Genomic DNA, 22,759 nt, shown 5'->3' with positions numbered 1-22,759 from the left:
TAACTTATAATGTATCATATTTCAAATTTAGAATCAAGCATCTCATATCCATCCTGGACGGTTTTTTATTACATAAAAAGCCCCATGATAATACTTATCATGAGGCTTTCCGATTATTCTTCAAATTGATTATCCAATACTATAGTTTGGAGCTTCTTTTGTAATCTGAATATCATGTGGGTGGCTTTCCTTTAAGGATGCAGCAGAAATCTTAACGAATTCTCCTCTTTCCTGAAGTTCAGGAATGGTAGCAGTTCCGCAATATCCCATACCAGAACGAAGTCCTCCGATCAGCTGGAAGATAGTATCTTCTACGCTTCCTTTGTATGCTACACGGCCTTCTACGCCTTCTGGAACTAACTTCTTCGCATTTGCCTGGAAGTAACGATCCCCACTTCCATGTTCCATAGCTGCGATAGATCCCATTCCACGATATACTTTATATTTTCTTCCCTGATATAATTCAAAATCTCCAGGGCTTTCATCACAACCTGCAAGCATACTTCCCAGCATACATACGCTGGCACCAGCAGCGATTGCCTTTGTAACGTCACCGGAGAATTTAATTCCTCCATCCGCAATAATTGGCACATCATATTTTTTAGCAACTTCATATGCGTTCATAACAGCTGAAATCTGAGGTACACCAATACCTGCAACTACACGGGTTGTACAGATAGAACCAGGTCCGATACCAATCTTAACAGCATCTACACCTGCCTGAATCAATGCTTCTGTAGCAGCGGCAGTTGCCACATTCCCTGCAATAACCTGAAGATCAGGATATTTTTCCTTGATCATCTTAACGGTACGGATAATGTTAGCAGAATGTCCATGAGCAGAGTCAACAACAACAACGTCTACATTTGCTGCAACCAATGCATCAATACGTTTTAAAATATCCGGGGTAGCACCTACGCCGGCACCACAAAGAAGTCTTCCCTGTGCATCCTTTGCAGCATTTGGATATTTAATCTGCTTTTCAATATCCTTAATTGTAATCAATCCTTTTAAGTTAAAATCATCATCTACAATCGGAAGCTTTTCTACACGAGCTTTTGCTAAGATCGCTTTTGCATCCTCTAAAGTAATCCCTTCCTTTGCAGTGATCAGATTCTTAGATGTCATAGAATTCTTAATTGGCTGTGAAAAATCTGTCTCAAACTTTAAGTCACGGTTTGTAATAATACCAACTAATTTTCCATTTTCAGTAATAGGTACACCTGAAATTCTGAATTTTGCCATCAAATCATCGGCATCCTGAATGGTATGATTTGGTGATAAAGAGAACGGATCTGTAATAACTCCATTCTCAGAACGTTTTACTTTATCGACTTCTTCTGCCTGCTGTTCAATTGACATACTCTTATGGATAATTCCGATTCCACCCTGTCTTGCCATGGCAATTGCCATTCTATGTTCTGTTACGGTATCCATACAGGCACTCATTAATGGTACATTTAATTTAATTTTTCTTGTCAATCTTGTCTGTAACTTTACGTCATTAGGAATTATTTCAGAATACGCTGGAACTAATAATACGTCATCAAATGTAATTCCTTCACCAATAATTTTTCCCATTGGGGTTTACCTCACTTTCATCAATTTCAACTGTTTATGTGTATTGTTATTTACTATAACAAAAAGGGATTCGCTTGTCAACGACAAAAATCCTACTTTTTTGTTACGTTTCTTCGATAAAAGAAATCACTTCATGCAGGCTCTGACATTCTTTTGTCATAATATTTTTAAGCTCTTTCGTAGGTTCTACCATATCCGGCACCATGATTACCTGCATTCCTGCAGCCTTTGCTGATCGAATTCCAGCAGGTGCATCTTCCAAAGCCAAACAATCCTTTGGATTCACGCTTATGACCCGAGCAGCCTTCTGATAAATATCCGGTGCTGGCTTTCCCTGTGCCACCATCTGACCTGTCACAATTCCATCATAATAATCTGTTAGCCCAGAAAGATTCAAATAATGTTCCACCAGATGCAAATCCGTAGAAGTAGCAATGGCCGTTTTTAATCCCTTTTGTCTGATATATTTCAACAATTCTTTTAATCCTGGCTTCAATGGAACACCGTGTTTATCAATCCACTCTGTCACATATTGTTTCCGAAGCTTCCAACCAAGCTCTGTGTCGAATTCCTCTCCAAACGTCTTCTTAATATCAGCAGAAATAGCAGATACGCTCCTCCCAAACATGTTGATCACAAATTCAGCAGGCATCTCATACCCCAGTTCTCTGGAAATCCTCTGCCATGTAGGCACTGCCAGTCGTTCTGTATCGAACATCAGTCCATCCATATCGAATATCACTGCTTTTATCATAAATTCTCCTTATATCTGTAAATAGCAAAAGAAGAATTGTCTTACAAACAATTCTTCCATATATAAATATACCTTACTCTTCAATTATGATCTCACTTCCAACGACTAATGTTGGAACTGGTTTTGCTTCCACACAAATACTTCCAGGAAGACCAGCTTCTGTTGCTTCATTAAATACAATGGTTAAATGTCCCAAAGCTTCAAGATTCTTCTGGGCCAGACTCCCCACTGCTGTAATTTCATAAGAAACATCATCAATAATCAGCTTCTGCCCTGATGAAAGAGTTCCATTCACTGGATTTACACTCATGGTATAACAAAATTCCTTTAATGTATCTGGAGCATTCTCTCCAAAAAGAATGAACATCCCTTCATCCATAAATGCCTCTACCTGATTTCCTAAATCTGTTACTTTATTTTCATAAATTCTGCCCATAACTATCTTCCCTTCTTTTATCTTGTGCGCGGGAAATTATCTTTGGATTTTTCCCTACCCCTTAAGTATAACTTAAGCTAGACATAAATGTCTAGCTTAAGTTTGTTGAAAATTATATATAAATTCTTATCTTATTTGTATAATCCGATGGAACATACACAAGCAACCAGAACTCGAGGTACACCACCGAGCAGACGTCCGTATAACATCGCAGGTACACCAACTTCTACTACTTCTGGTTTTGCTTCAGCAAGACCTAAACCTACAGGAATGAAGTCACATCCACACTGTGTGTTGATTGCGAATAATGCTGGTAAAGCTAACTGAGGTTCAATGTTACCTTTTGCAATTTCGTTACCAATTAACACACCGATGATCTGAGCGATTACAGCACCAGGTCCTAACATACAGGACAGTACTGGAATAGAACAGATAAATCCAAGTAATACTAAACCTGGCATAGATCCTGCTAATGGTTTTAAGATCGTTGCAAATGCATTACCAAATCCAGATCCATTGATAATACCAGATAATAAAGCTACGAATGCCATGAATGGTAAGATTGTATTTAATACAGTCTGCATAGCCTGTCTAGCTGCCTGGTTGAATGTAGCAATAACTTTACCACATCCCATACCAAATTTCTGAAGAATATTGGTTTTTCCTGATTCAGCCATTGTTTCAGATACTTTTTTATCTGTGCTGTATGTATATTCTTTTTCTTCCTTTGCTTCTGGAGCTGCAGCTGCAATTGGTTCTGCACCTTCTTCAGCTAATGTGATCTCATTCACACCAACTCCTGAACAATAGATGTCTTCTACAATATATTTTGCTAATGGTCCAGACTGTCCTACAGGGTTAACGTTGATTGTAGGAATTCTCTTCTGTGGATAAATACCACAACGTAATGTACCACCGCAGTCGATGATTACTAAGAAGATTTCAGAATCTGGAACAGATGTTTTAAATCCGTTAACTGGAGTAGCTCCTGTTAACTTACAGATGTGAGGTACGATATCTGGTTCTGCACCTGCACAGATATATACTAATTTGTCTTTGCCTTCTTCTGGTTTTACTACTAATGGACCACCAAATCCGCCAGCACCTTTTACGATTTTAATTGCATTATATTCTGCCATTATAATATCCTCCTTACTTATTCAATTAATCTAATTCTGTACTTAATTCAATACCCTGCTGTTTCATAACAATTCCAGTTGTGAAATGTGTTAAACATCCAGACATGAAATTAAGAGGAATACCGATTAATAAGTAACGGATTGCTAATGGTGTTGGGTCTAAGCCTAATGCCATAACTCCCTGTGCAATTCCTAAGTATACGAATAATTCTCCAGCATTGATATGGTTGAAGAAACCATTACTTGTATGGCAGAAGAAACATGTTGAATCAAAATAAGCAACTTTCATTCTGTCTGGTAAGAATTTACCCATAGACATAGATGCAGGGTTACACATTACGAATGTAGTGATAAAAGGTAATACACAATATGCTAAAAATTTAGATTTTGCACAGAATTTAGCAAAGTTATTAACTTTTTCCTGTCCAATGATTGCGATGATCGCATTCATTGCTACCAAAATCATTAAAACACGAGGTACAATACCTGTTACCCAACCTACAAATGTCTGTCCACCAAGATCAAATAAATTGATGAACGCCTGAGCATACTTAACTACAAAATCCATAAAAACGTCTCCTTTCTACTTGTGAGCTTTCTTTCTCCTGTTTTTACCCGTTATAAACCCTGTAATTCTTCCAAACAGGCTTGGCGGGTTCACTACCTCACCACCGCTCATAATGGTGACATAGTTCTCAGAGGCATTCAAAATGGCTTTTCTTGCTGGTGGTGATAACTTCTCGCAATCCTCTTTCGTCAGGCCGCCCACATATCTGCCGTTGAAATCATCGATATTTTTCCATTTGGCAAAAATCGTAATTCCTTTCAGGTAACATCCGGTTAAGATGTTCCCTCTCTTGTCTACTGCAAACATGGCGATGGCACCTGCATTGAATCCTCCTCTGCTTCTTCCGATGGCCACTCGTCCCATGCGATGAAGACGGGCATAATTCAAATTGAATCCCTTCATCTGAAAGCCGGTTAGGAAAATCTGAAGAATGAAAGCGACTGCAAACATAATCAGAATCAGCAAATAAGTTGTCATCTTTTTTCCTCCTAATATATATTATCGAATGTCTGCATCAAACCTGCCAAACGGCTATGAGTTGGTTAGTCTCACAGTCAAATGCTTCCATTCAAATAATACCGTTTTTATGATGTGTTACATCCTCTGTCAAAAAAAACGGGACTTCTCTGCATACATCTGCATTTTGAACTCCCTACTTCTTTTCTCTTTGTTTATAATACTACATTTTTGTACAAAAAGCAACCCAAAAAGTTTATATTTTTTTTACAAATGCTATAAAGATTTAAGAAAATCGTCTGAAAAATCATTTTTTCCCGGCTAATTTATACATATTTTCAGTTTTTTCAGACAATTTCACTTATCGTTGTGTAGCTTTGATGCTTTTGTACACTCAGAAAAATTTTATTTCTAAAAAACAATTGACCCAAAAACAAAGGAGCCGTGCTCTGGAAATGAAATCATTTCATTTCCATTTTCCACAGCCCCTTCAAAGTGATCTTTGACTTATGATTCTAGATCAATTTTATTTCTTCAATGGAATTTACATCATTCCCATTCCACCTGGTGCCATCTGCATTCCACCTGGTGCTGCTGCAGCTTCTTCTTTAATATCAGCTACTACAGATTCTGTTGTTAATAATGTAGATGCTACAGATGTTGCATTCTGTAATGCACTTCTTGTAACCTTAGCAGGGTCAATGATACCAGCTGCCACCATATCTACGTATTCACCATTTAAAGCATCAAATCCAGTTCCCACTTCAGATTCTTTTACTTTATTAATAATAACCGCTCCTTCTAATCCAGCATTTGCTGCAATATGGAATAATGGAGCTTCCAAAGCTTTTAAGATGATTCCAGCACCTGTCTTTTCGTCACCTTCTAAGCCTTCTGCCAATGCTGCTACTTTCTTCGTTGCATGAATATAAGCAGAGCCACCACCAGAGATGATTCCTTCTTCTACTGCTGCTTTTGTAGCTGCAAGAGCATCTTCCAGACGTAATTTGCTTTCTTTCATTTCTGTTTCTGTTGCAGCACCGACACGGATGACAGCAACTCCACCAGATAATTTTGCTAATCTTTCCTGTAATTTTTCTTTGTCAAACTCAGAAGTTGTTTCTTCAATCTGAGCTTTAATCTGCTGTACACGTGCAGCAATTGCGTCTTTATCGCCGGCACCATCTACGATGACTGTAGATTCTTTTTCGATCTTAATAGATTTTGCTGTTCCTAACATATCAATGGTTACTTCTTTTAAGTCCATTCCTGCTTCATCAGAAATTACAGTACCACCTGTTAAGATTGCAATATCCTCTAACATTGCTTTTCTTCTGTCACCATATCCAGGAGCTTTGATCGCAGCTACAGAGAAAGTACCACGAAGTTTATTTACGATCAATGTGGTTAATGCTTCTCCTTCTACATCATCAGCAATGATCAATAATTTCTTACCAGACTGAACAATCTGTTCCAGAATTGGTAAGATGTCCTGAATAACAGAGATTTTCTTATCTGTAATTAAGATATATGGATCTTCCATTTCACAGATCATCTTTTCCATATCTGTACAGAAGTAAGCAGATAAATATCCACGGTCGAACTGCATACCTTCTACTAAATCTAATTCTGTCTTCATTGTCTTAGATTCTTCAATTGTAATAACGCCATCGTTGGAAACTTTGTCCATAGCATCTGCAACTAACTGTCCAACTTCTTCATCTCCTGCAGAAATTGCTGCAACCTTGGCAATCTGTTCATTTCCAGTTACAACACTGCTCATGTCTTTGATTGCTTCTACTGCTGCATCTGTTGCCTTCTTCATACCTTTTCTTAAGATAATTGGATTTGCGCCGGCAGCGAGGTTTTTCATACCTTCATTTACCATAGCCTGTGCCAGTACTGTTGCTGTTGTAGTACCATCCCCTGCAACATCGTTTGTCTTAGTTGCAACTTCTTTTACGATCTGAGCTCCCATGTTTTCGAAAGCGTCTTCTAATTCGATGTCTTTTGCGATCGTAACACCATCGTTGGTAATTAATGGAGTACCAAATGCTCTTGCCAATACAACGTTACGTCCTTTTGGTCCTAAAGTAACTCTGACTGTATCTGCTAACTGATTTACACCTGCTTCTAATGCTTTTCTTGCTTCAATTCCATACTTAATTTCTTTTGCCATGTCGATAACCTCCAATTTATGCTTCTACAATTGCTAAGATATCATTCTGTTTAATTACGATGTATTCTACTCCGTCGAATTTCACCTGTGTTCCTGCATATTTAGAATAGATGACTTTCTGTCCAACAGATACTTCCATCTTTACTTCTTCTGTACCAGGGCCTACTGCAATTACTTCTGCTTCCTGTGGTTTTTCCTGTGTAGAACTTGCTAATACAATTCCTGATTTTGTAGTTGTTTCTGCTTCTAACTGTTTTAATACAACTCTGTCACCTAATGGTACTAATTTCATATTGATTGCCTCCTTTTATATAAATAAGTGGTTTCCTCTCTAAGTATTAGCACTCTTTTTCATTGAGTGCTAACAACTATCCTTATATTAGTTAATTTATCCAGAGAACGCAACTTTTATAACCTTTAAATTCTTTTTAAAATCTAATACATTCTTCTCTATTCTCTTCTATACGCTTTTTTTCTCATCTTTTCTTCTTTTTCATGCGAATGTACTTTATTTCAGGATACCACTTTCATCGATGATCCGTACTACCTCTCGAAGTTTCTCTGGCGGCATCACCAATGCAAATCGAACATAGCCTTCTCCCAGAGAGCCAAACGCATATCCTGGCGTACAGATGACTCCCGTCTCTTCCATCAGCCTGATGCAAAACTCTTCTGATGAATGGAACTTTTCTGGAATTGGTGCCCAGACAAACATCGTTCCCTGACTATCCGGCACATTCCATCCGATCTTTCGCAAACCACCACAAAGAGCATCTCTTCTCGCCTGATATTCCGCGCATTGCTCCTTTACCATATCAAGAGGACCAGTAAGTGCAGCTACTGCAGCCTTCTGAATTGGAATCGGCATACCAAAATCAATTTGAGAACGAAGTAGCTTAATGGCATCAATAATTTCCCGATTGCCTACAGCGAAAGAAATCCGCAGTCCTGTTACATTAAAAGACTTTGATAGAGAAAAAAACTCAATTCCCACTTCCTTTGCTCCTTCATAGGATAAGAATGATTTTCCTTTTTTGCCATCATAGATAATATCAGAATATGCATTATCATGAATGATAATGATGTCATATTTCTTCGCAAAAGCAATGGCCTTTTCATATACTTCATCGTTGGCCACCGCACATACCGGATTGTATGGATAAGAAAGGATCATAAACTTTGTCTTTCTGGCAATTTCCTCTGGAATTTCCTCAAAAACAGGTAAGAATCCATTTTCCTTCTTCAGTGGATAAAAATACAACTGTGCACCACCAAGATAGGCTCCTGCTTCAAAGATTGGATATCCCGGATTTGGAAGAATCGCATAATCACCAGGACTGGTCAAGGCCATGCCAATATGACCGATTCCCTCTTGAGAACCATGAACCGATGTAATCTCATCTGTTGTCACTTCTACTCCAAAACGCTTTTTATAATAATCCTTTACCGCCGTTAGAGTCTCATTCATATCTTTTAGGGCATATACATAGTTTTCCGGCTTTTTGCATGCTTCCGTCATCGCTTCCATAATATGCGGTGCCGGCTGAAAGTCCGGTGTTCCAATAGACAGATTATATACCTTCTTTCCGGATGCGATCCATTCATCCCTCTTTTGATCTAACGCTGCAAAAATCCCTGTTTCAAAATGAGAAAGCCATTGTGCCTGTTTCAATTCATTTCCTCCTTACATATGACATGCCCTGTCTTATGACAGGGCATGTCAGACTGTAGACAAAGCCCCGGCAAAAGCCGGGCTTTTCTACATTTATGGCCGTTTTTCTGGTATAATAGAAATATCAGAAGGGCGGTGTTTTTTTATGATGACAAAAAATTCAGATAAAAAAAGGGAACAGATGATAATGTTCTGTATGGATGACATGGTTCCCCAAAACCATATGCTGCGTTTAATTGATAAAGCCATTGACTGGACTTTTATATATGATCTTGTTGAAGAAAAATACTGCCCCGATAACGGAAGGCCAAGCATGGACCCTGTCATGCTGATCAAGATCCCCTTCATTCAATATCTTTATGGAATTAAAAGTATGAGGCAGACCATCAAAGAGATAGAAGTAAACGTTGCTTACAGATGGTTTCTCGGATTGGACATGCTGGATCCGGTTCCTCATTTTTCAACTTTTGGGAAAAACTACACGCGTCGTTTTAAAGATACCGATCTTTTTGAACAGATTTTTGCAAAGATATTGGAAGATTGTATGAAATTTAAACTGGTGGACACGGAACATATCTTTGTAGATTCTACTCATGTGAAAGCATGTGCAAACAGTAAAAAAATGCGTAAAAAAATTGCACATGAGCAGGCTCTCTGGTATGAAGAGGAACTGCAGAAAGAAATCACCAGAGATCGTGAAGCACATGGAAAAAAGCCTTTAAAAGAAAAAGATAGAAACGATCCTCCATCCAGCGGCGGAAACGGCGATATGACAAAAGAAGAGGAAATCCCGGAAGGTGTTAAAACACAGAAATGCAGTACCACGGATCCGGAAAGCGGATGGTTCCGTAAAGGTGAGCATAAACATGTTTTTGCTTATGCAGTGGAAACCGCTTGTGACAAACACGGCTGGATTCTTGGATACAGCATCCATCCCGGAAACGAACATGACAGCCGGACATTCAAAACATTATATGATAAGATAAAAATGTATTCACCAGATATGATCATAGCAGACGCTGGTTACCGTACACCAGCGATTGCCTGTGAATTGATGGAAGATGGTATCAAGCCTCTGTTCCCATATAAAAGGCCTATGACAAAGGAAGGTTATTTCCGAAAATATGAGTATGTTTATGATGAGTATTATGACTGCTACATATGCCCGGAAGACCATATATTGTCATATCATACAACAAACAGGGAAGGTTACAGAGAGTACAGGAGCTGCGGAAAAACATGTGCCAGCTGTCCAAATCTTCACAGATGTACGGAAAGTAAAGAACATATAAAAGTGGTCACCCGTCATGTGTGGGAAGGATATATGGAGAAAGCGGAGGATATCCGGCATACACTTGGCAACAAACAGATTTATGAGTTAAGGAAAGAAACAATCGAAAGGATATTTGGAACAGCCAAGGAACAACACGGATTCCGATATACACAAAGCATAGGGAAAGCCCGGATGGAAATGAAGGCGGGGCTTACTTTTGCGTGTATGAATCTGAAAAAGCTAGCCAGGATACTGGCACAAAGAGGACGAAGATTCTCAACTGCCTATACTATTTTGCGAGAAATAAAAGAAAAGTTATTTTTAATAGAAAAGTGGTGCTGGAGATTATCTCCAGCACCAGCTTTGTCTACAGTCTGACATGCCCTGTCTTATGACAGGGCATGTAAATTCTTGATCTTTTATTTTTTTGGTTTATAAGAGCTTTTTAAGGATACGATACGATTAAATACCAGATGATCCTCTGTAGAATCCTTGGAATCCACGTTAAAATATCCATTTCGTACAAACTGGAAGCTGTCCAAAGGCTTTGCATCCTTTAAGGCTGGTTCCACATAACAACGAGGCAATACTGTCAGTGAATTTGGATTTAAATTCAGACTTCCATCTTCATTGTATACACCTTTTTCTTCATCGACGATATTTTCATACAGACGCACCTCTGCTTCTACAGCCTGTGCTGCAGATACCCAATGAATGGTTCCTTTTACCTTGCGTCCAGTAAACCCAGAACCACTCTTTGTCTCTGGATCATAGGTACAGTACACTTCTATTACATTGCCCGCTTCATCTGTCTTATAATCGTGACATTTTACGAAGTAAGCGTTCATCAAACGTACTTCGTTACCAGGATAGAGACGGAAGTACTTCTTTGGAGGCTCGATCATAAAATCATCACGCTCAATATACAGCTCGCGGCTAAACGGCATCTGTCTTGTGCCCATGTCTGGATTTTCCATATTATTGGTCACCGTCAGATACTCTACCTGATCTTCTGGATAGTTGGTAATGATCAATTTGATCGGATCTGTTACTGCATACATACGCGGTCTTGTCATCTTAAGATCATCTCTTAAAAAATGTTCCAGCATAGCATAATCGACAGAACTCTGACTCTTGGATACCCCTACCTGCTCCATAAATGTTTTGATCGCACTTGGTGTAAATCCACGGCGCTTTAAGGCGCTTAAAGATACCAGACGAGGATCATCCCATCCATCTACAATTCCTTCTTCTACCAGCTTTTTGATATAACGCTTTCCGGTAATGACATTCGTTAAATATAATTTCGCAAATTCAATCTGTTTTGGAGGGTTTTCGAATTCACATTCCTGAACAACCCAGTCATATAATGGACGATGATCTTCAAATTCCAGAGTACAGATAGAATGTGTCACGCCCTCTAAGGCATCCTCGATCGGATGTGCAAAATCATACATTGGATAGATGCACCATTTATCTCCGGTATTATGGTGATGCATGCGCGCAATACGATAGATGATCGGATCTCTCATATTGATATTCCCAGAAGCCATATCGATCTTGGCACGAAGAACCTTACTTCCATCTGGGAATTCTCCATTCTTCATTGCTTCAAATAAACTCAAGTTCTCTTCAACAGAACGTTCTCTGTATGGACTGTTTTTTCCTGGCTCTGTTAAGGTTCCACGGTACTCTCTGATCTCCTCTGGTGTCAGATCACATACATAGGCTTTTCCCTTTTTGATCAGCTTTACTGCATATTCATACATCTGATCAAAATAATCAGATGCATAAAAATATTCGTCACCATAGTCAGCACCCAGCCATTCCACATCTTCTAAAATAGAATGCACAAATTCTGTCTTTTCCTTTGTAGGGTTTGTATCATCGAATCGTAAATTGAACTTTCCATTATATTTTTTTGCCAATCCGTAGTTTAATAAAATAGATTTGGCATGTCCGATATGAAGATATCCGTTTGGTTCTGGTGGAAAACGTGTCACTACCTTTGCACACTTTCCTTCTGCAATATCTTTATCGATAATCTGCTCTATAAAGTTTTTTGAAATGGTTTCTTCCATCATAGTTCCTCCCAAAGTTTTTCTTTTTCCTGCTGCTCTATTCTGGCATTGATAACTAATCATATCATAAACATTTTCTGAATTCAAGGGGCACATCTGCCTTGCTATTCACTGCTGGCTCAGATCTGATCCAGTGCTTCCCGTACATTGGAGACTCCGATCAGACGCATCTTCGTCTGAACACGCATAGTCTCCACATTCGCTTTTGGCAATATACACGTATGAAATCCCATTTTCTCTGCCTCAATGATTCTTTGCTCCGCCTGTGATACTCCTCGGATTTCGCCTACCAGCCCTACTTCTCCAAAGATGATCGCATCTTCTGGAAGTGGCTGATTCTTATAACTGGAAGCAATGGCCATAATGATACCCAGATCGATGGCTGGTTCTCCCAGCCGCATGCCTCCTGCCAGATTTACATAGGCATCGCATCCTCCCAGCTGCATACCTACCCGCTTTTCCAAAACTGCCATTAATAAATTGACCCTGTTATAATCAATTCCCACTGCTGTTCTTCTCGGTATCTGAAAGCTGGTAGGTGATACCAGTGCCTGAATTTCGATCAGCACCGGTCTGGTTCCCTCAATGGAACAGACAACTACAGATCCTGGCGCATCTACCGGTCTCCCATTTAACATGATCTGGGATGGATTTTCCACCTCCATCAGCCCATTTTGATGCATCTCAAAAACTCCAATTTCATTGGTAGAGCCAAATCGATTCTTCACACTTCTTAAAATACGGTAGACAGCCTGTCGTTCTCCTTCAAAATAAAGCACCGTATCCACCATATGCTCCAAAGTTCGGGGTCCTGCTACCACCCCTTCTTTGGTCACATGCCCTACAATAAAAATAGCAATATTATGCTCTTTGGCAATGCGCATCAGTCTGGATGTTACTTCCCTTACCTGGGATACGCTTCCTGCCGCAGAGGAAACCGCTTCGGAGTACATGGTCTGGATGGAATCCACGACCAAAAATTCCGGTTTTGCCTTTATGATACCATCGGCTATAGTATCCATATCCGTTTCACAAAGAAGCAGCAATTCTCCATTAAATGTGCCGATTCTGGACGCCCGCATCTTAATCTGATGCATAGACTCTTCCCCAGATATATACAAAACCTTTCGTTTGGAATTTGCCAGATTGCGGCACACCTGCAGAAGCAGTGTGGATTTCCCGATACCAGGATCTCCGCCTACCAAAGACAGAGAACCCCTTACAATTCCGCCACCCAGTACCCTGTCCAGCTCCTGAATGCCAGTCGGAATCCGCTCCTCTTCCTTTGTAGAAACCTCTATAATGTTCATAGGAGAGGCTAATGCTTTCTTCGCCTTAGCCCCTCCCTTTTGAGTAGTTTCTAACCGTTCTTCTACAAATGTATTCCAAGTCTTGCAGGCGGGACACTGTCCCATCCACTTTGCAGACTCATATCCGCACTCCTGGCAAAAATAAACCGTCTTTACCTTTGCCATAAGACCCTCCTATAATTTTACTACTTTTACATTGACCACCTGATTTAGATTCATCTCAATGCTGATATTTAACTTTCCACCAAGATTGGTCTTCATTCTTCCCACATTGGTATCATCCACAAATACTTTATATTCCATCTCAGGTTCTAATTCTAATGTAATCTGAGCATCTTCTGGTCCCTCGACTGAAAATGACATCACGGCATCGGTCACAGAAAAATTATGTACCGTTGTTCCTGGCACAGATTCATAGATCATCATGCCATTCTTTTCTAATTTTGTAATCGTCTTATAAGTTTTTATTTTATATAAATCTCCTTCAAACTGAAAATTATCTTTTTTTGTCTTTGCAGTTAAAGAATAATCTCCAAAACTTAATGTGCTGTCATTCTCAACGGTAATTAAATCTTTTACTACTGCCATGTCTTTCTCCTCCTAATTATCAAGCATGTATGTTATGAGTATTATAACTTATTTTTTCTTCTAAGGCTAGAGTGGCTTTTAGGAAAAAATAAGTTTCTTGTCTTTCTTACGCAGAGTGATCGTACTGCCTCTTTGGATCGTTCCATTTAAAATTTCATCCGCAAGTACATCTTCAATATCCGTCTGAATCACCCTTCTAATCGGTCTCGCGCCATATTTTTCATCAAATCCTTTCTCCACAAGATAGTCATAGACATATCTGGAGACTTTTACTTCTAATTCCAGATTCTTCTTGGCACGATCGACAAATTCCTGCATCATCAGCCGTGCGATCTCCCGCACTTCTTTTTTGTTCAGAGAGCGGAATACGATAATCTCATCAATTCGGTTTAAAAATTCCGGCTTGAACATCTGACGCACTTCCTGCATCACGGCGGTCTTCATCTGCTGATGATTCTTATCCGCATCACTGGCACTTCCAAATCCAAGTAATTTTGGCGCAACAATACGATTAGCTCCTGCATTGGAAGTCATAATAATGATGGTATTTTTAAAATCAACCTTTCTTCCCTGAGAATCGGTAATATGTCCATCATCCAATACCTGAAGCAGGATATTAAATACATCTGGATGAGCTTTTTCAATCTCATCAAATAAAATGACCGCATATGGTTTTCGACGCACCTTTTCACTTAATTGTCCGCCTTCCTCAAATCCTACATATCCTGGAGGAGAGCCGATCAATTTGGATACACTGTGCTTTTCCATATATTCTGACATATCTACCCGGATGATTTCTTCTTCACTGCCAAATACGGCCTCTGCGAGAGCCTTGGATAACTCTGTTTTTCCTACCCCGGTAGGCCCCAGGAATAAGAAAGAACCAATTGGACGATTTGGTGCCTTTAACCCGATCCGATTTCGTTTCACTGCCTTTGCCACGGCTTCTACCGCCTCATCCTGTCCAACGACCCTCCTATGCAGTAATCTCTCCATATCACGCAACCGCTTCATCTCACTGGATTTTAGCTGCTGTACTGGGATATTGGTCCACATAGTTACAACTTCTGCAATATCATCTTCCGTTACCGTCTTTTGGATGTTTGCTCCCCTTTTCTCCCATTGTTCCAGCTTTTTATGATAGCCCTCACGAAGCTGTTCAAATTCCTGCTTCTTTTGACCTGCTTCTGCAATTTTTCCATCCATCAGATTCTGCTCAAATTCCCTTGCCATCTTCTGGAGCTGTTCTTCCATGGCAAGCAGCTTCTCCGGCTTCTTGTGCAGATCCATCGTCTTTCTGGATCCGGCTTCGTCAATCAGATCAATGGCCTTATCCGGGAGACAACGATCATGAACATACCGTTTGGAAAGCTTGACTGCTGCCTCTACCGTTTTCTCCGGAATAACCACATGGTGATGCTGCTCAAAGCGTCCCTTTAGTCCATTTAGAATCTCAATGCTCTCCTCTGTCGTCGGTTCTGCTACCTCAATCGGCTGGAATCTTCTCTCCAGTGCAGCATCTTTTTCAATGTATTTGGTATACTCCGCTCTTGTCGTAGCTCCAATCAGCTGGATCTCTCCTCTTGCCAGAGATGGCTTTAGAATATTCGATGCATCAATGGCACCTTCTGCCCCTCCTGCTCCGATTATGGTATGAATTTCATCAATGAATAAAATCACATCACCGGACATTTTAACCTCCTGAATGATGCGTTTGATACGTTCCTCAAACTCTCCACGATATTTGGATCCTGCTACCACACCTGACAGATCCAAACTGACCAGACGCTTTCCTTTCAAATGCTCCGGAACACTCTGATCTGCAAGAAGCTGGGCAAATCCTTCCACCACTGCTGTTTTCCCTACTCCTGGATCCCCGGTAAAGCATGGATTATTCTTTGTTCTCCGACTTAAAATCTGGATGAGGCGCTCCATCTCCTTTTTTCTTCCAATTACCGGATCTAACTTTCCTTCCTCTGCCATCAAAGTCAGATCCGTACTATACTGAGCCAAAATGGATGTCTGCTGCCTGTTTCCCTGATTTTTCCCCTGCAGCTCTGCCTTGGCCGCATTCATATCCAATCCGGCTGCCAAAAGACAATCTAAAAAGATTTTATTGGAATCCGCATCCAGTTCCTTTAAGATCTGTGCTGCCATACATTCAACATCCTTTATCAAGCTGCACAGGATATGTTCGGTACCGATTACCTGAAATCCATATTGCTTGGCAAGCTGCTCGCTCTGTTCCAAAATATATACCATTCTTGGCGTAAATTCTGTCCCTGGCTTTGCGTTTTCCCCAGCAAACATATCCTCTCTGTGGAGCAATGTAATCACCTTTTCCTCGGTAACGCCATGACGAAGAAGTACATTCGCCGCCACTCCTTCTCTGGCCCAGATCAGTCCCAGTAAAAGGTGTTCTGTCCCTACATATTCATGTCCTAATTCTTCTACCGCAAGCTTGGCATGCTCTAAGGCACACTCTGCTGTCACTGTAAATGGTAAACCCATTCCTTTTATTCCTCCTGATTCTGCATAATTTCATCATATAACTGATTAATAATATGATACATCTCCTCCCGGGATATATCCTTACAAATGGCCTGGGCAATCGTCATGCGCAGTTCCATATTCATCGCTTCAACCTCCTGATGCTTTTCCTTCGTCTGAACGCTGATCACAGCGCCTTTTCTCCGGTCAAGCGTCAAATATCCCTCCTGCTTCAGCATTCCATAGGCCTTATTGACCGTATGCATATTCACGCCAAGATGATTGGCCAGCTGTCTGACGGATGGAAGGGATTCTCCCGCATGCAGCTGCTCTGTTGCAATTCCCATCACAATCTGATTCCGAAGTTGGATATAGATTGCTTCATCGCTATTAAAATCTATTTCAATGATCATGATGCTTCCCTCTTCCTTATAGTATGTTCTTCTTTCTATTTTAGTCCGCTTTTTGTTCCTCCTGTTATACAAAGAATAGCACAAAAAAGAAGTTTTCACAACACTTTTCCCTTTCCTATCGCTGCTCAGACTTGACAAAGACCTTTTTGCCACTTAAAATGTGGATAACATGACGATGCTGGCAGAAAGGAGCGACTAATTATGATAATCGTCGAAGAAATTACTATTGATATATTAACCAAAAGCACCCCTCGAAACCTGTACATCAGTGTTCCAGATGAAATCAAAGAACATCCTGAACGAACCTATCCGGTCGTCTATATGTTCGACGGACACAATCTATTTTTTGATGAACACGCAACCTATGGAAAATCATGGGGATTAAAAGAGTATCTGGAAGATCATCAGGTTCCTGTTATCGTAGTAGGTGTTGAATGCAATCATCAGGGAACTGGACGTCTGGATGAATATAGTCCTTATCGTGCCCGTTCTGAATTTGGAGAATTAAAGGGAAACGGAGGCATCTATATGGATTGGCTGGTAACAGAATTAAAACCATACATTGATTCCCATTATCCAACAAAGCCGGATCGCTTTCATACTTTTATCGCCGGCAGCTCCATGGGAGGTTTGATGTCATTATTTTCCGCCGTGGAATATTCTGATATTTTCTCCAAAGCCGCATGCCTTTCTCCAAGCGTTTGGCTCGGTACGAGAAAATTATTGAAAATGATTCGAGATGCTAATGTCCTTCCTGAGACTTCCGTCTATATGGACATTGGAAGTGAAGAACTGAAAAAGAATCCGACACTATTATATCATCTTCTGGATGTAGAATACGAATTGAAGAAAAAAGAGATTCCCGTATGGTTCCGCATCATTGAAGATGGTACCCATACCGAAGCCAGCTGGGAAAGACAGGTTCCTGTATTTTTTGAATACTTTTTAGAGGATTTAGATTAACTCAAACCGAATGTAAGAACACCCATACATCTTTGGCTGTTCTTACATTCTGATATCTTGAGTGCAGAAGGAGAGATTTTCTCCTTCTTTTTCTTTCTTATTTTTTATCAATTATTCCAAATAATGGATAGATGGTTTCTTCTTTCAGATGGCTTCTTGTACCACTCTTAAACAGGATAAGATCTCCTGGCCGAATACTTTCTGTCAGCTTCCGATTAAACGCTTCCCTGTCCTCTTCGTAGTAATACGCCTTCTTTCCTTCTTTTATTGCAGCCAGTGCAAAATACTTGGCTTCGCTTCCGATACAAAGCATCAGATCAAAGTCATATTGGGCAATTCGTTTTCCAACTTCCTTGTGCTTCTCTTCTGATGCATCTCCCAGTGCTGGAATATCTCCCAGAACAGCAATCTTTCGACTGCCGTCTTCTCTTGGAAACATGCTCAGAGTCTTTACTGCCGCCTCAACAGACAGAGGTGTTGCACTATAAGTATCCACTAACATGTGATATCCCTGATATTCCATAAGATTTTGCTTATCCGCCTCTGGAATATAATGTGTCAGCCCCGCAATAATCTTATACGGAGGAATTCCCGCTTCCATAGCACAGGCAAATACACCAAGCGCATTCTCCACATTATGGGTTCCCTGAAGGTGTAAAACCGCATCAAAGCATCCTTCTTTGCAGACAATCTGGAATTTTATATCCTCTCCTGCACTTTCTATGTTCTGAGCATAATAATCACATTTTTGATTGTGGGTACTATAACGAAGAATTCGTACTCCAGGTAATTCCAGATCTTTTAAATACTGATTATCGTCATTGACCACCAGCACACCTGTGTCCTTCAACCCAGAAACAATCTCTAATTTCCCCTGGATAACATTCTCTATAGTTCCCATATCCATCAGATGGCCTTCGCCAATATTCGTAATGATCGCAATATCCGGCTGAATCACATTAGAAATATTACGTGCGGAGTATTTAGAGCCGCCATGTGCTTCCTGAATATAGGCTTCATCTTCTTTTCTTAATTTCTGTACCGTTGTTCCTACGGTATAGAAGGTATTGTTATTTCCTTCCACATGCAAAGTTTTGTAATGAGTATCAAAGACACAGCTCATCAATTCCTTTGTGGTCGTCTTTCCCGCAGTTCCTGTCACAGTAACCGTAATTGGATTGTATTTTGCCTTAATCGCCCGATATAATTTCTTACATGCAGTCTTACAGTTTGGAACAAGAATGGTCGGAATCTCCTTACATGGCTTTTGAGAAATAACCAACGCTGCCTTCGCTTTTATGGCATCTTTCATGGTAATCTGATACTCTGCCTTTTTGTAGCCATAATGGTTGACCAGAATAGCTACACATCCTTCTGTCAGCTCATCTCTTCTTGCTGCGATCATTGGCGCCTTTTTCTCCAGCTTGATACGTTCACAATCACTTCTCGATGGTTCTGCTCCCAAAAGGTCATACACCTCCTGATAGGTCAGCTGTGGGCGGTTCTTTGTCTTTAATCGCACCACACGCTCATCAGAAACCGTAATCTGATTCCCCAGGCTTTCTCCCAGCCTCTTCTTTACTCTTGGGAACTTTTTCACATCGTATCTTTTATAATAACAGGATAAGGCAGGAACAGCAGGCAATGGCAATTCTTCCAGCATATCAAATTGTTTTATTGGAATATACTTATCCTGCAGATCAATCTTGCCATCTGGTTTCTTATATAATACAATTTTTAAAAGTACGGATAAATTCTCTTCCTCACTGGCTTTTCCAGATACCAGAGTTCCAATAGATGTGGCAATCGGAACACTTCTTCCATCTTTGGTCTGATAACGATAATACTTAGAAACTCTGTTTGGAATGGTACAGATAATATAATCGGCACCGTTGTCTGCAATCTCCATGGCTACTTCTTTTCGTCCCTTCAATGCAATCTTTTCTTTTTCAGAGCCACAATTTACATATACAAGTACAAAATCTGCTCCTTCATTCTTTAATTCCGCAATATCACGCTTGGCTCTTTCCTCTGAATAAAGATTGAGCAAGCAGTCTGCTCCTTCTCCACTAATATATCGGTACCAACCAAAACAGTCCAGCGTATAAGACAGTACACCGACTAAAATACCGTTCACACGAAAGATTTTATTCTTTCGCTCTCCAATACCTACGGATAACATTCCTGATTTTTCGATATTATTTATCGTCTTATACAAGCCATTGACACCGGTATCCAGATTATTAGGATGTGCCATGGCCAGACAATCAAATCCTGCGTATTTTAACGCATCCAGATACTCTTTTCTTCCATTGGTATAATATGGATTGCGGCTATATTCACTATCCAGTTTGTCTGTGGTCAGATAGTCTTCACAGATCATTGTGGTCAGATTTCCAATAGAAAAGTCTGCTTTTTCAAAACACTTCTTCATCAACTCAAAATACGGACGGAAGTTATAAACACTTCCAAATCTGGCATGATTTCCAAGACCCGTATCGTATGGAATCTGACCAGCGCATACCAACACCGCTTCCTTTGTTTCCAGATCATTTTCTTCTTCGTAACAACGACTTTTTTCATTATATACATATCTGGTCCCTGTCTGCTCTTTCTCTTCTTCTACTCTGATCAACAACGGTTCTTTTATGGTAAATGGATCTTTTTCGGATCTTATCCACTGTTCTTTTTCTATTCCTTTTCGCTTTGCCAGCTTAGCATACTGAACACCCACAGCCTGATCAATGCGTCTTTCCGCCTCTTCAAGAGCCTGATTTCTCTTTGTTCCCTTCCATTCCATATTGGTTGGTACAATGACAAATTCTCCTCTTACCTTCTCGTCTCTTAAAATTCTACATGGATAATACCCCTCTTTTTTGATGACCACTTTTCCCTCATCGTTACGCTCCAATTCCAAAGAGGCTATCAGAGTATCTCTTGTAATCTGAGGACTAATGGCAATTTCGGATAAGAAGTTTCCTGCAGAATACAGCGTTGGTACCTGTCTTCCATCCTCCGCAACTATAACCTGATATGGCTGCAGACAGTGAGAATGTGCACCCATAATATAATCAGCTCCTGCATCCGCCACCTCTTTTGCAAAATTGATCTGTCTTCTCGTCAGCTCGTTGGTATATTCTCTTCCCCAATGACAATAAGCAATGATAAATTCTGCCCCTTCTTCTTTCGCCATACGAATATCCTGCTTTACCTTTTCTCTATCGTATATGTTTACCAGGGTGTCTTTGCCGTATTCTGTAAAGTTGGCTTTCTTCATAAGCTGTCTGGCACCATCAAAATATGCCACCACTGCAATGCGAATGCCATTGATGTCTACGGATAAAAATCTTTTATCTTCCTTTCCTGCAAACGCACCTGTATGCATCAGCTGATTACGGTTCAACACCTCCAGTGTCTCAAGGATTCCTCTGGTTCCGGCATCATAAACATGATTCTGCGCATTGACCACTGCATCAAATCCGGCTTCCTTTACCGCATGCAAGAATTCTTCCGGTGCATTTAAATACGGACGTCCATTGATATACATCTCCTCACATGTATATGGAAGGGACGGAGAAACCATAGATTCCATATTGCCAATCACAAAATCTCCGTCCTTTAGAATCTCCTTCACATATTGAAATGCATCACGAAAATCATACACACCATCCCGATTGGCGTAATTTTGATGCTTTTGCTTACACATCAGATCTCCCGTCATATAAATCAGTGCATGATCTTTTTGTCTCTGCTTTTTCTTTTTATAAATTCCATGCTCCAACGTATACCGGGAATCATAAACTACTTCTTTCCCTGTCTTTCTTTGAACCGTATAGGAAACTGCTGGTCTTAATTCACATTTCTCCTCAATGGACTCCAACTCTTCTTTTGTATAAAAGCACCGATACTCCTCTCCATCTCTGGTCGGCTGCATCATAGAAGACAATGCTTTCATCTTCTTCGGTAATGCCTTAACCTTTATTCCTTGCTCCACTGCATATTGATAAATAGGGGAGCCTTCTTCTCCAATCACCTGAATATCCGTTCCTTTAAATACATCCGTTCCGATTGATGTAACCGATTCAGAAATGCGAACCTTCTTTAAGGAGCAGCACCCCGCCAATGCTTCTTCCCCGATTTTAGTAAGCAGATTATGAAATGTGACATTCTCCAATGCCTGACATTCATAAAATGTACGCTTTCCAATACTAGTCACTGCGTAGGGAATGGAAATTGCTTTTAGACTTTTACATCCTGAAAATGCTTCTTCTCCAATGAATTCCAACTGTATTGGAAGCTCATAGTCTATGATATCTTTTCTGACTTCTCTGACCGAACTGATGCCGGATTTTACATAACTTTTCATCACGGACAGCTTCTCGCAATTCTGAAATGCTCCCCGACAGATTTTCCGGATTTCATATGGAATCTGGATTTCCTCTAATTTTGTACAATTCAAAAAGCAATGAGCATTGATTACTTCCAAATCCACTGGAAGATATACATACTGAAGCTCTTTACAATCCGCAAAGGCTTCTGCTCCCAGCGTTTTTATGCTTTCTGGAAGAATGACTTTTTCCAAATACTTATTTCCTTTAAAAGCACCTTTTCCAATCATTGTTACCTTTTTATGATCGATGCTTTCCGGAACGGCCAGTTCTTTTTCTTTTCCGTGATAAGAAATCAATTTGATTCGTCTTTTCACCTGACAATATTCAAAGTCACCAAACATTTGCTTTTTAGGGGTTGCAACAGACTCATTCTCCTTTTGCTTCTTAAGCACTTCCTTCACCAAATGATATGCCTTCTTTGACGCCTTTTTTACCATCTGCCTTTTCTCCTCGCTTTAAACTTTA

17 protein-coding genes are annotated in these 22,759 nt (G+C 40.2%); 2 read left to right on the top strand and 15 right to left on the bottom strand.

Going from position 1 to position 22,759, the window contains the following annotated elements; genetic code table 11:
- Window positions 1-129: 129 nt before the first annotated feature.
- The 9 genes from guaB to BHF69_RS02150 form a co-directional block, all read right to left on the bottom strand.
- The gene (gene guaB / locus BHF69_RS02190; protein ID WP_075669450.1) at window positions 130-1,581 is read right to left on the bottom strand and encodes an IMP dehydrogenase; all 1,452 of its coding nucleotides are present in this window, start codon (window positions 1,579-1,581) and stop codon (window positions 130-132) included.
- Window positions 1,582-1,684: 103 nt separating this feature from the next.
- Entirely contained in the window at window positions 1,685-2,335 is a 651-nt protein-coding gene (locus tag BHF69_RS02185; protein WP_075669449.1) for an HAD family hydrolase, read from the bottom strand.
- A gap of 73 nt (window positions 2,336-2,408) precedes the next feature.
- Window positions 2,409-2,771, bottom strand: a complete 363-nt coding sequence (locus BHF69_RS02180; protein ID WP_075669448.1) for a PTS glucitol/sorbitol transporter subunit IIA — start codon at window positions 2,769-2,771, stop codon at window positions 2,409-2,411.
- Between the two features lie 131 nt (window positions 2,772-2,902).
- Window positions 2,903-3,910: a PTS glucitol/sorbitol transporter subunit IIB gene (gene srlE / locus BHF69_RS02175; RefSeq protein WP_075669447.1), complete on the bottom strand. Its 1,008-nt coding sequence runs from the start codon at window positions 3,908-3,910 to the stop codon at window positions 2,903-2,905.
- Between the two features lie 25 nt (window positions 3,911-3,935).
- Window positions 3,936-4,478 (bottom strand): PTS glucitol/sorbitol transporter subunit IIC, encoded by a 543-nt coding sequence (srlA, locus tag BHF69_RS02170; protein WP_075669446.1) that lies wholly within the window; start codon window positions 4,476-4,478, stop codon window positions 3,936-3,938.
- 15 nt (window positions 4,479-4,493) lie between these two features.
- Window positions 4,494-4,955 (bottom strand): transcriptional regulator GutM, encoded by a 462-nt coding sequence (locus BHF69_RS02165; RefSeq protein ID WP_075669445.1) that lies wholly within the window; start codon window positions 4,953-4,955, stop codon window positions 4,494-4,496.
- Between the two features lie 523 nt (window positions 4,956-5,478).
- Window positions 5,479-7,113: a chaperonin GroEL gene (gene groL, locus BHF69_RS02160; RefSeq protein ID WP_075669444.1), complete on the bottom strand. Its 1,635-nt coding sequence runs from the start codon at window positions 7,111-7,113 to the stop codon at window positions 5,479-5,481.
- Window positions 7,114-7,129: 16 nt separating this feature from the next.
- On the bottom strand, window positions 7,130-7,405 hold the full coding sequence (locus tag BHF69_RS02155) for a co-chaperone GroES (protein ID WP_075669443.1): 276 nt from the start codon (window positions 7,403-7,405) through the stop codon (window positions 7,130-7,132).
- 216 nt (window positions 7,406-7,621) lie between these two features.
- Window positions 7,622-8,785, bottom strand: coding sequence for an aminotransferase class I/II-fold pyridoxal phosphate-dependent enzyme (locus tag BHF69_RS02150; RefSeq protein WP_075669442.1), 1,164 nt, complete (start codon window positions 8,783-8,785; stop codon window positions 7,622-7,624).
- A gap of 145 nt (window positions 8,786-8,930) precedes the next feature.
- On the opposite strand from BHF69_RS02150, the gene BHF69_RS02145 reads away from it, so the two are divergent.
- Window positions 8,931-10,436 carry an IS1182 family transposase gene (locus BHF69_RS02145; protein ID WP_075669441.1) on the top strand — a complete coding sequence of 502 codons (1,506 nt, stop codon included), beginning with the start codon at window positions 8,931-8,933 and terminating at the stop codon, window positions 10,434-10,436.
- A 41-nt stretch (window positions 10,437-10,477) separates the two neighbouring features.
- Here the strand turns inward: BHF69_RS02145 and BHF69_RS02140 are convergent, their stop codons facing one another.
- From BHF69_RS02140 to BHF69_RS02120, 5 genes are all read right to left on the bottom strand, one after another.
- Window positions 10,478-12,142, bottom strand: coding sequence for a glutamine--tRNA ligase/YqeY domain fusion protein (locus BHF69_RS02140; protein ID WP_075669835.1), 1,665 nt, complete (start codon window positions 12,140-12,142; stop codon window positions 10,478-10,480).
- A gap of 116 nt (window positions 12,143-12,258) precedes the next feature.
- A complete protein-coding gene (gene radA / locus BHF69_RS02135; RefSeq protein ID WP_075669440.1) occupies window positions 12,259-13,614 on the bottom strand; it encodes a DNA repair protein RadA in 1,356 nt (451 codons plus the stop codon).
- 9 nt (window positions 13,615-13,623) lie between these two features.
- Window positions 13,624-14,037 (bottom strand): endosialidase, encoded by a 414-nt coding sequence (locus BHF69_RS02130; protein WP_075669439.1) that lies wholly within the window; start codon window positions 14,035-14,037, stop codon window positions 13,624-13,626.
- Window positions 14,038-14,115: 78 nt separating this feature from the next.
- Window positions 14,116-16,548, bottom strand: coding sequence for an ATP-dependent Clp protease ATP-binding subunit (locus tag BHF69_RS02125; protein WP_075669438.1), 2,433 nt, complete (start codon window positions 16,546-16,548; stop codon window positions 14,116-14,118).
- A 5-nt stretch (window positions 16,549-16,553) separates the two neighbouring features.
- Window positions 16,554-16,940 (bottom strand): GntR family transcriptional regulator, encoded by a 387-nt coding sequence (locus tag BHF69_RS02120; RefSeq protein ID WP_075669437.1) that lies wholly within the window; start codon window positions 16,938-16,940, stop codon window positions 16,554-16,556.
- 201 nt (window positions 16,941-17,141) lie between these two features.
- On the opposite strand from BHF69_RS02120, the gene BHF69_RS02115 reads away from it, so the two are divergent.
- Entirely contained in the window at window positions 17,142-17,903 is a 762-nt protein-coding gene (locus BHF69_RS02115; RefSeq protein ID WP_083650959.1) for an alpha/beta hydrolase, read from the top strand.
- A 97-nt stretch (window positions 17,904-18,000) separates the two neighbouring features.
- On the opposite strand, the gene BHF69_RS02110 is transcribed toward BHF69_RS02115, so the two are convergent.
- Window positions 18,001-22,731, bottom strand: a complete 4,731-nt coding sequence (locus BHF69_RS02110) for a CapA family protein (RefSeq protein ID WP_075669436.1) — start codon at window positions 22,729-22,731, stop codon at window positions 18,001-18,003.
- Window positions 22,732-22,759 lie beyond the last annotated feature (28 nt).

Origin of the sequence: Anaerostipes sp. 992a (assembly GCF_001940245.1) — a bacterium.
Taxonomy (GTDB): domain Bacteria; phylum Bacillota; class Clostridia; order Lachnospirales; family Lachnospiraceae; genus Fimousia.
The sequence above is the reverse complement of the archived record's forward strand: the minus strand, read 5'-3'. Positions and strand labels throughout refer to the sequence as shown.

Excerpts from the sequence above, each read along its gene's own strand:
- BHF69_RS02120 (WP_075669437.1), bottom strand. The coding sequence starts at position 16,940 with ATGATCATTGAAATAGATTTTAATAGCGATGAAGCAATCTATATCCAA.
- BHF69_RS02140 (WP_075669835.1), bottom strand. The coding sequence starts at position 12,142 with ATGATGGAAGAAACCATTTCAAAAAACTTTATAGAGCAGATTATCGAT.
- radA (WP_075669440.1), bottom strand. The coding sequence starts at position 13,614 with ATGGCAAAGGTAAAGACGGTTTATTTTTGCCAGGAGTGCGGATATGAG.
- BHF69_RS02155 (WP_075669443.1), bottom strand. The coding sequence starts at position 7,405 with ATGAAATTAGTACCATTAGGTGACAGAGTTGTATTAAAACAGTTAGAA.
- BHF69_RS02185 (WP_075669449.1), bottom strand. The coding sequence starts at position 2,335 with ATGATAAAAGCAGTGATATTCGATATGGATGGACTGATGTTCGATACA.
- groL (WP_075669444.1), bottom strand. The coding sequence starts at position 7,113 with ATGGCAAAAGAAATTAAGTATGGAATTGAAGCAAGAAAAGCATTAGAA.
- BHF69_RS02145 (WP_075669441.1), top strand. The coding sequence starts at position 8,931 with ATGATGACAAAAAATTCAGATAAAAAAAGGGAACAGATGATAATGTTC.
- srlA (WP_075669446.1), bottom strand. The coding sequence starts at position 4,478 with ATGGATTTTGTAGTTAAGTATGCTCAGGCGTTCATCAATTTATTTGAT.
- BHF69_RS02165 (WP_075669445.1), bottom strand. The coding sequence starts at position 4,955 with ATGACAACTTATTTGCTGATTCTGATTATGTTTGCAGTCGCTTTCATT.
- BHF69_RS02110 (WP_075669436.1), bottom strand. The coding sequence starts at position 22,731 with ATGGTAAAAAAGGCGTCAAAGAAGGCATATCATTTGGTGAAGGAAGTG.
- srlE (WP_075669447.1), bottom strand. The coding sequence starts at position 3,910 with ATGGCAGAATATAATGCAATTAAAATCGTAAAAGGTGCTGGCGGATTT.
- BHF69_RS02115 (WP_083650959.1), top strand. The coding sequence starts at position 17,142 with ATGATAATCGTCGAAGAAATTACTATTGATATATTAACCAAAAGCACC.
- guaB (WP_075669450.1), bottom strand. The coding sequence starts at position 1,581 with ATGGGAAAAATTATTGGTGAAGGAATTACATTTGATGACGTATTATTA.
- BHF69_RS02130 (WP_075669439.1), bottom strand. The coding sequence starts at position 14,037 with ATGGCAGTAGTAAAAGATTTAATTACCGTTGAGAATGACAGCACATTA.
- BHF69_RS02180 (WP_075669448.1), bottom strand. The coding sequence starts at position 2,771 with ATGGGCAGAATTTATGAAAATAAAGTAACAGATTTAGGAAATCAGGTA.
- BHF69_RS02125 (WP_075669438.1), bottom strand. The coding sequence starts at position 16,548 with ATGGGTTTACCATTTACAGTGACAGCAGAGTGTGCCTTAGAGCATGCC.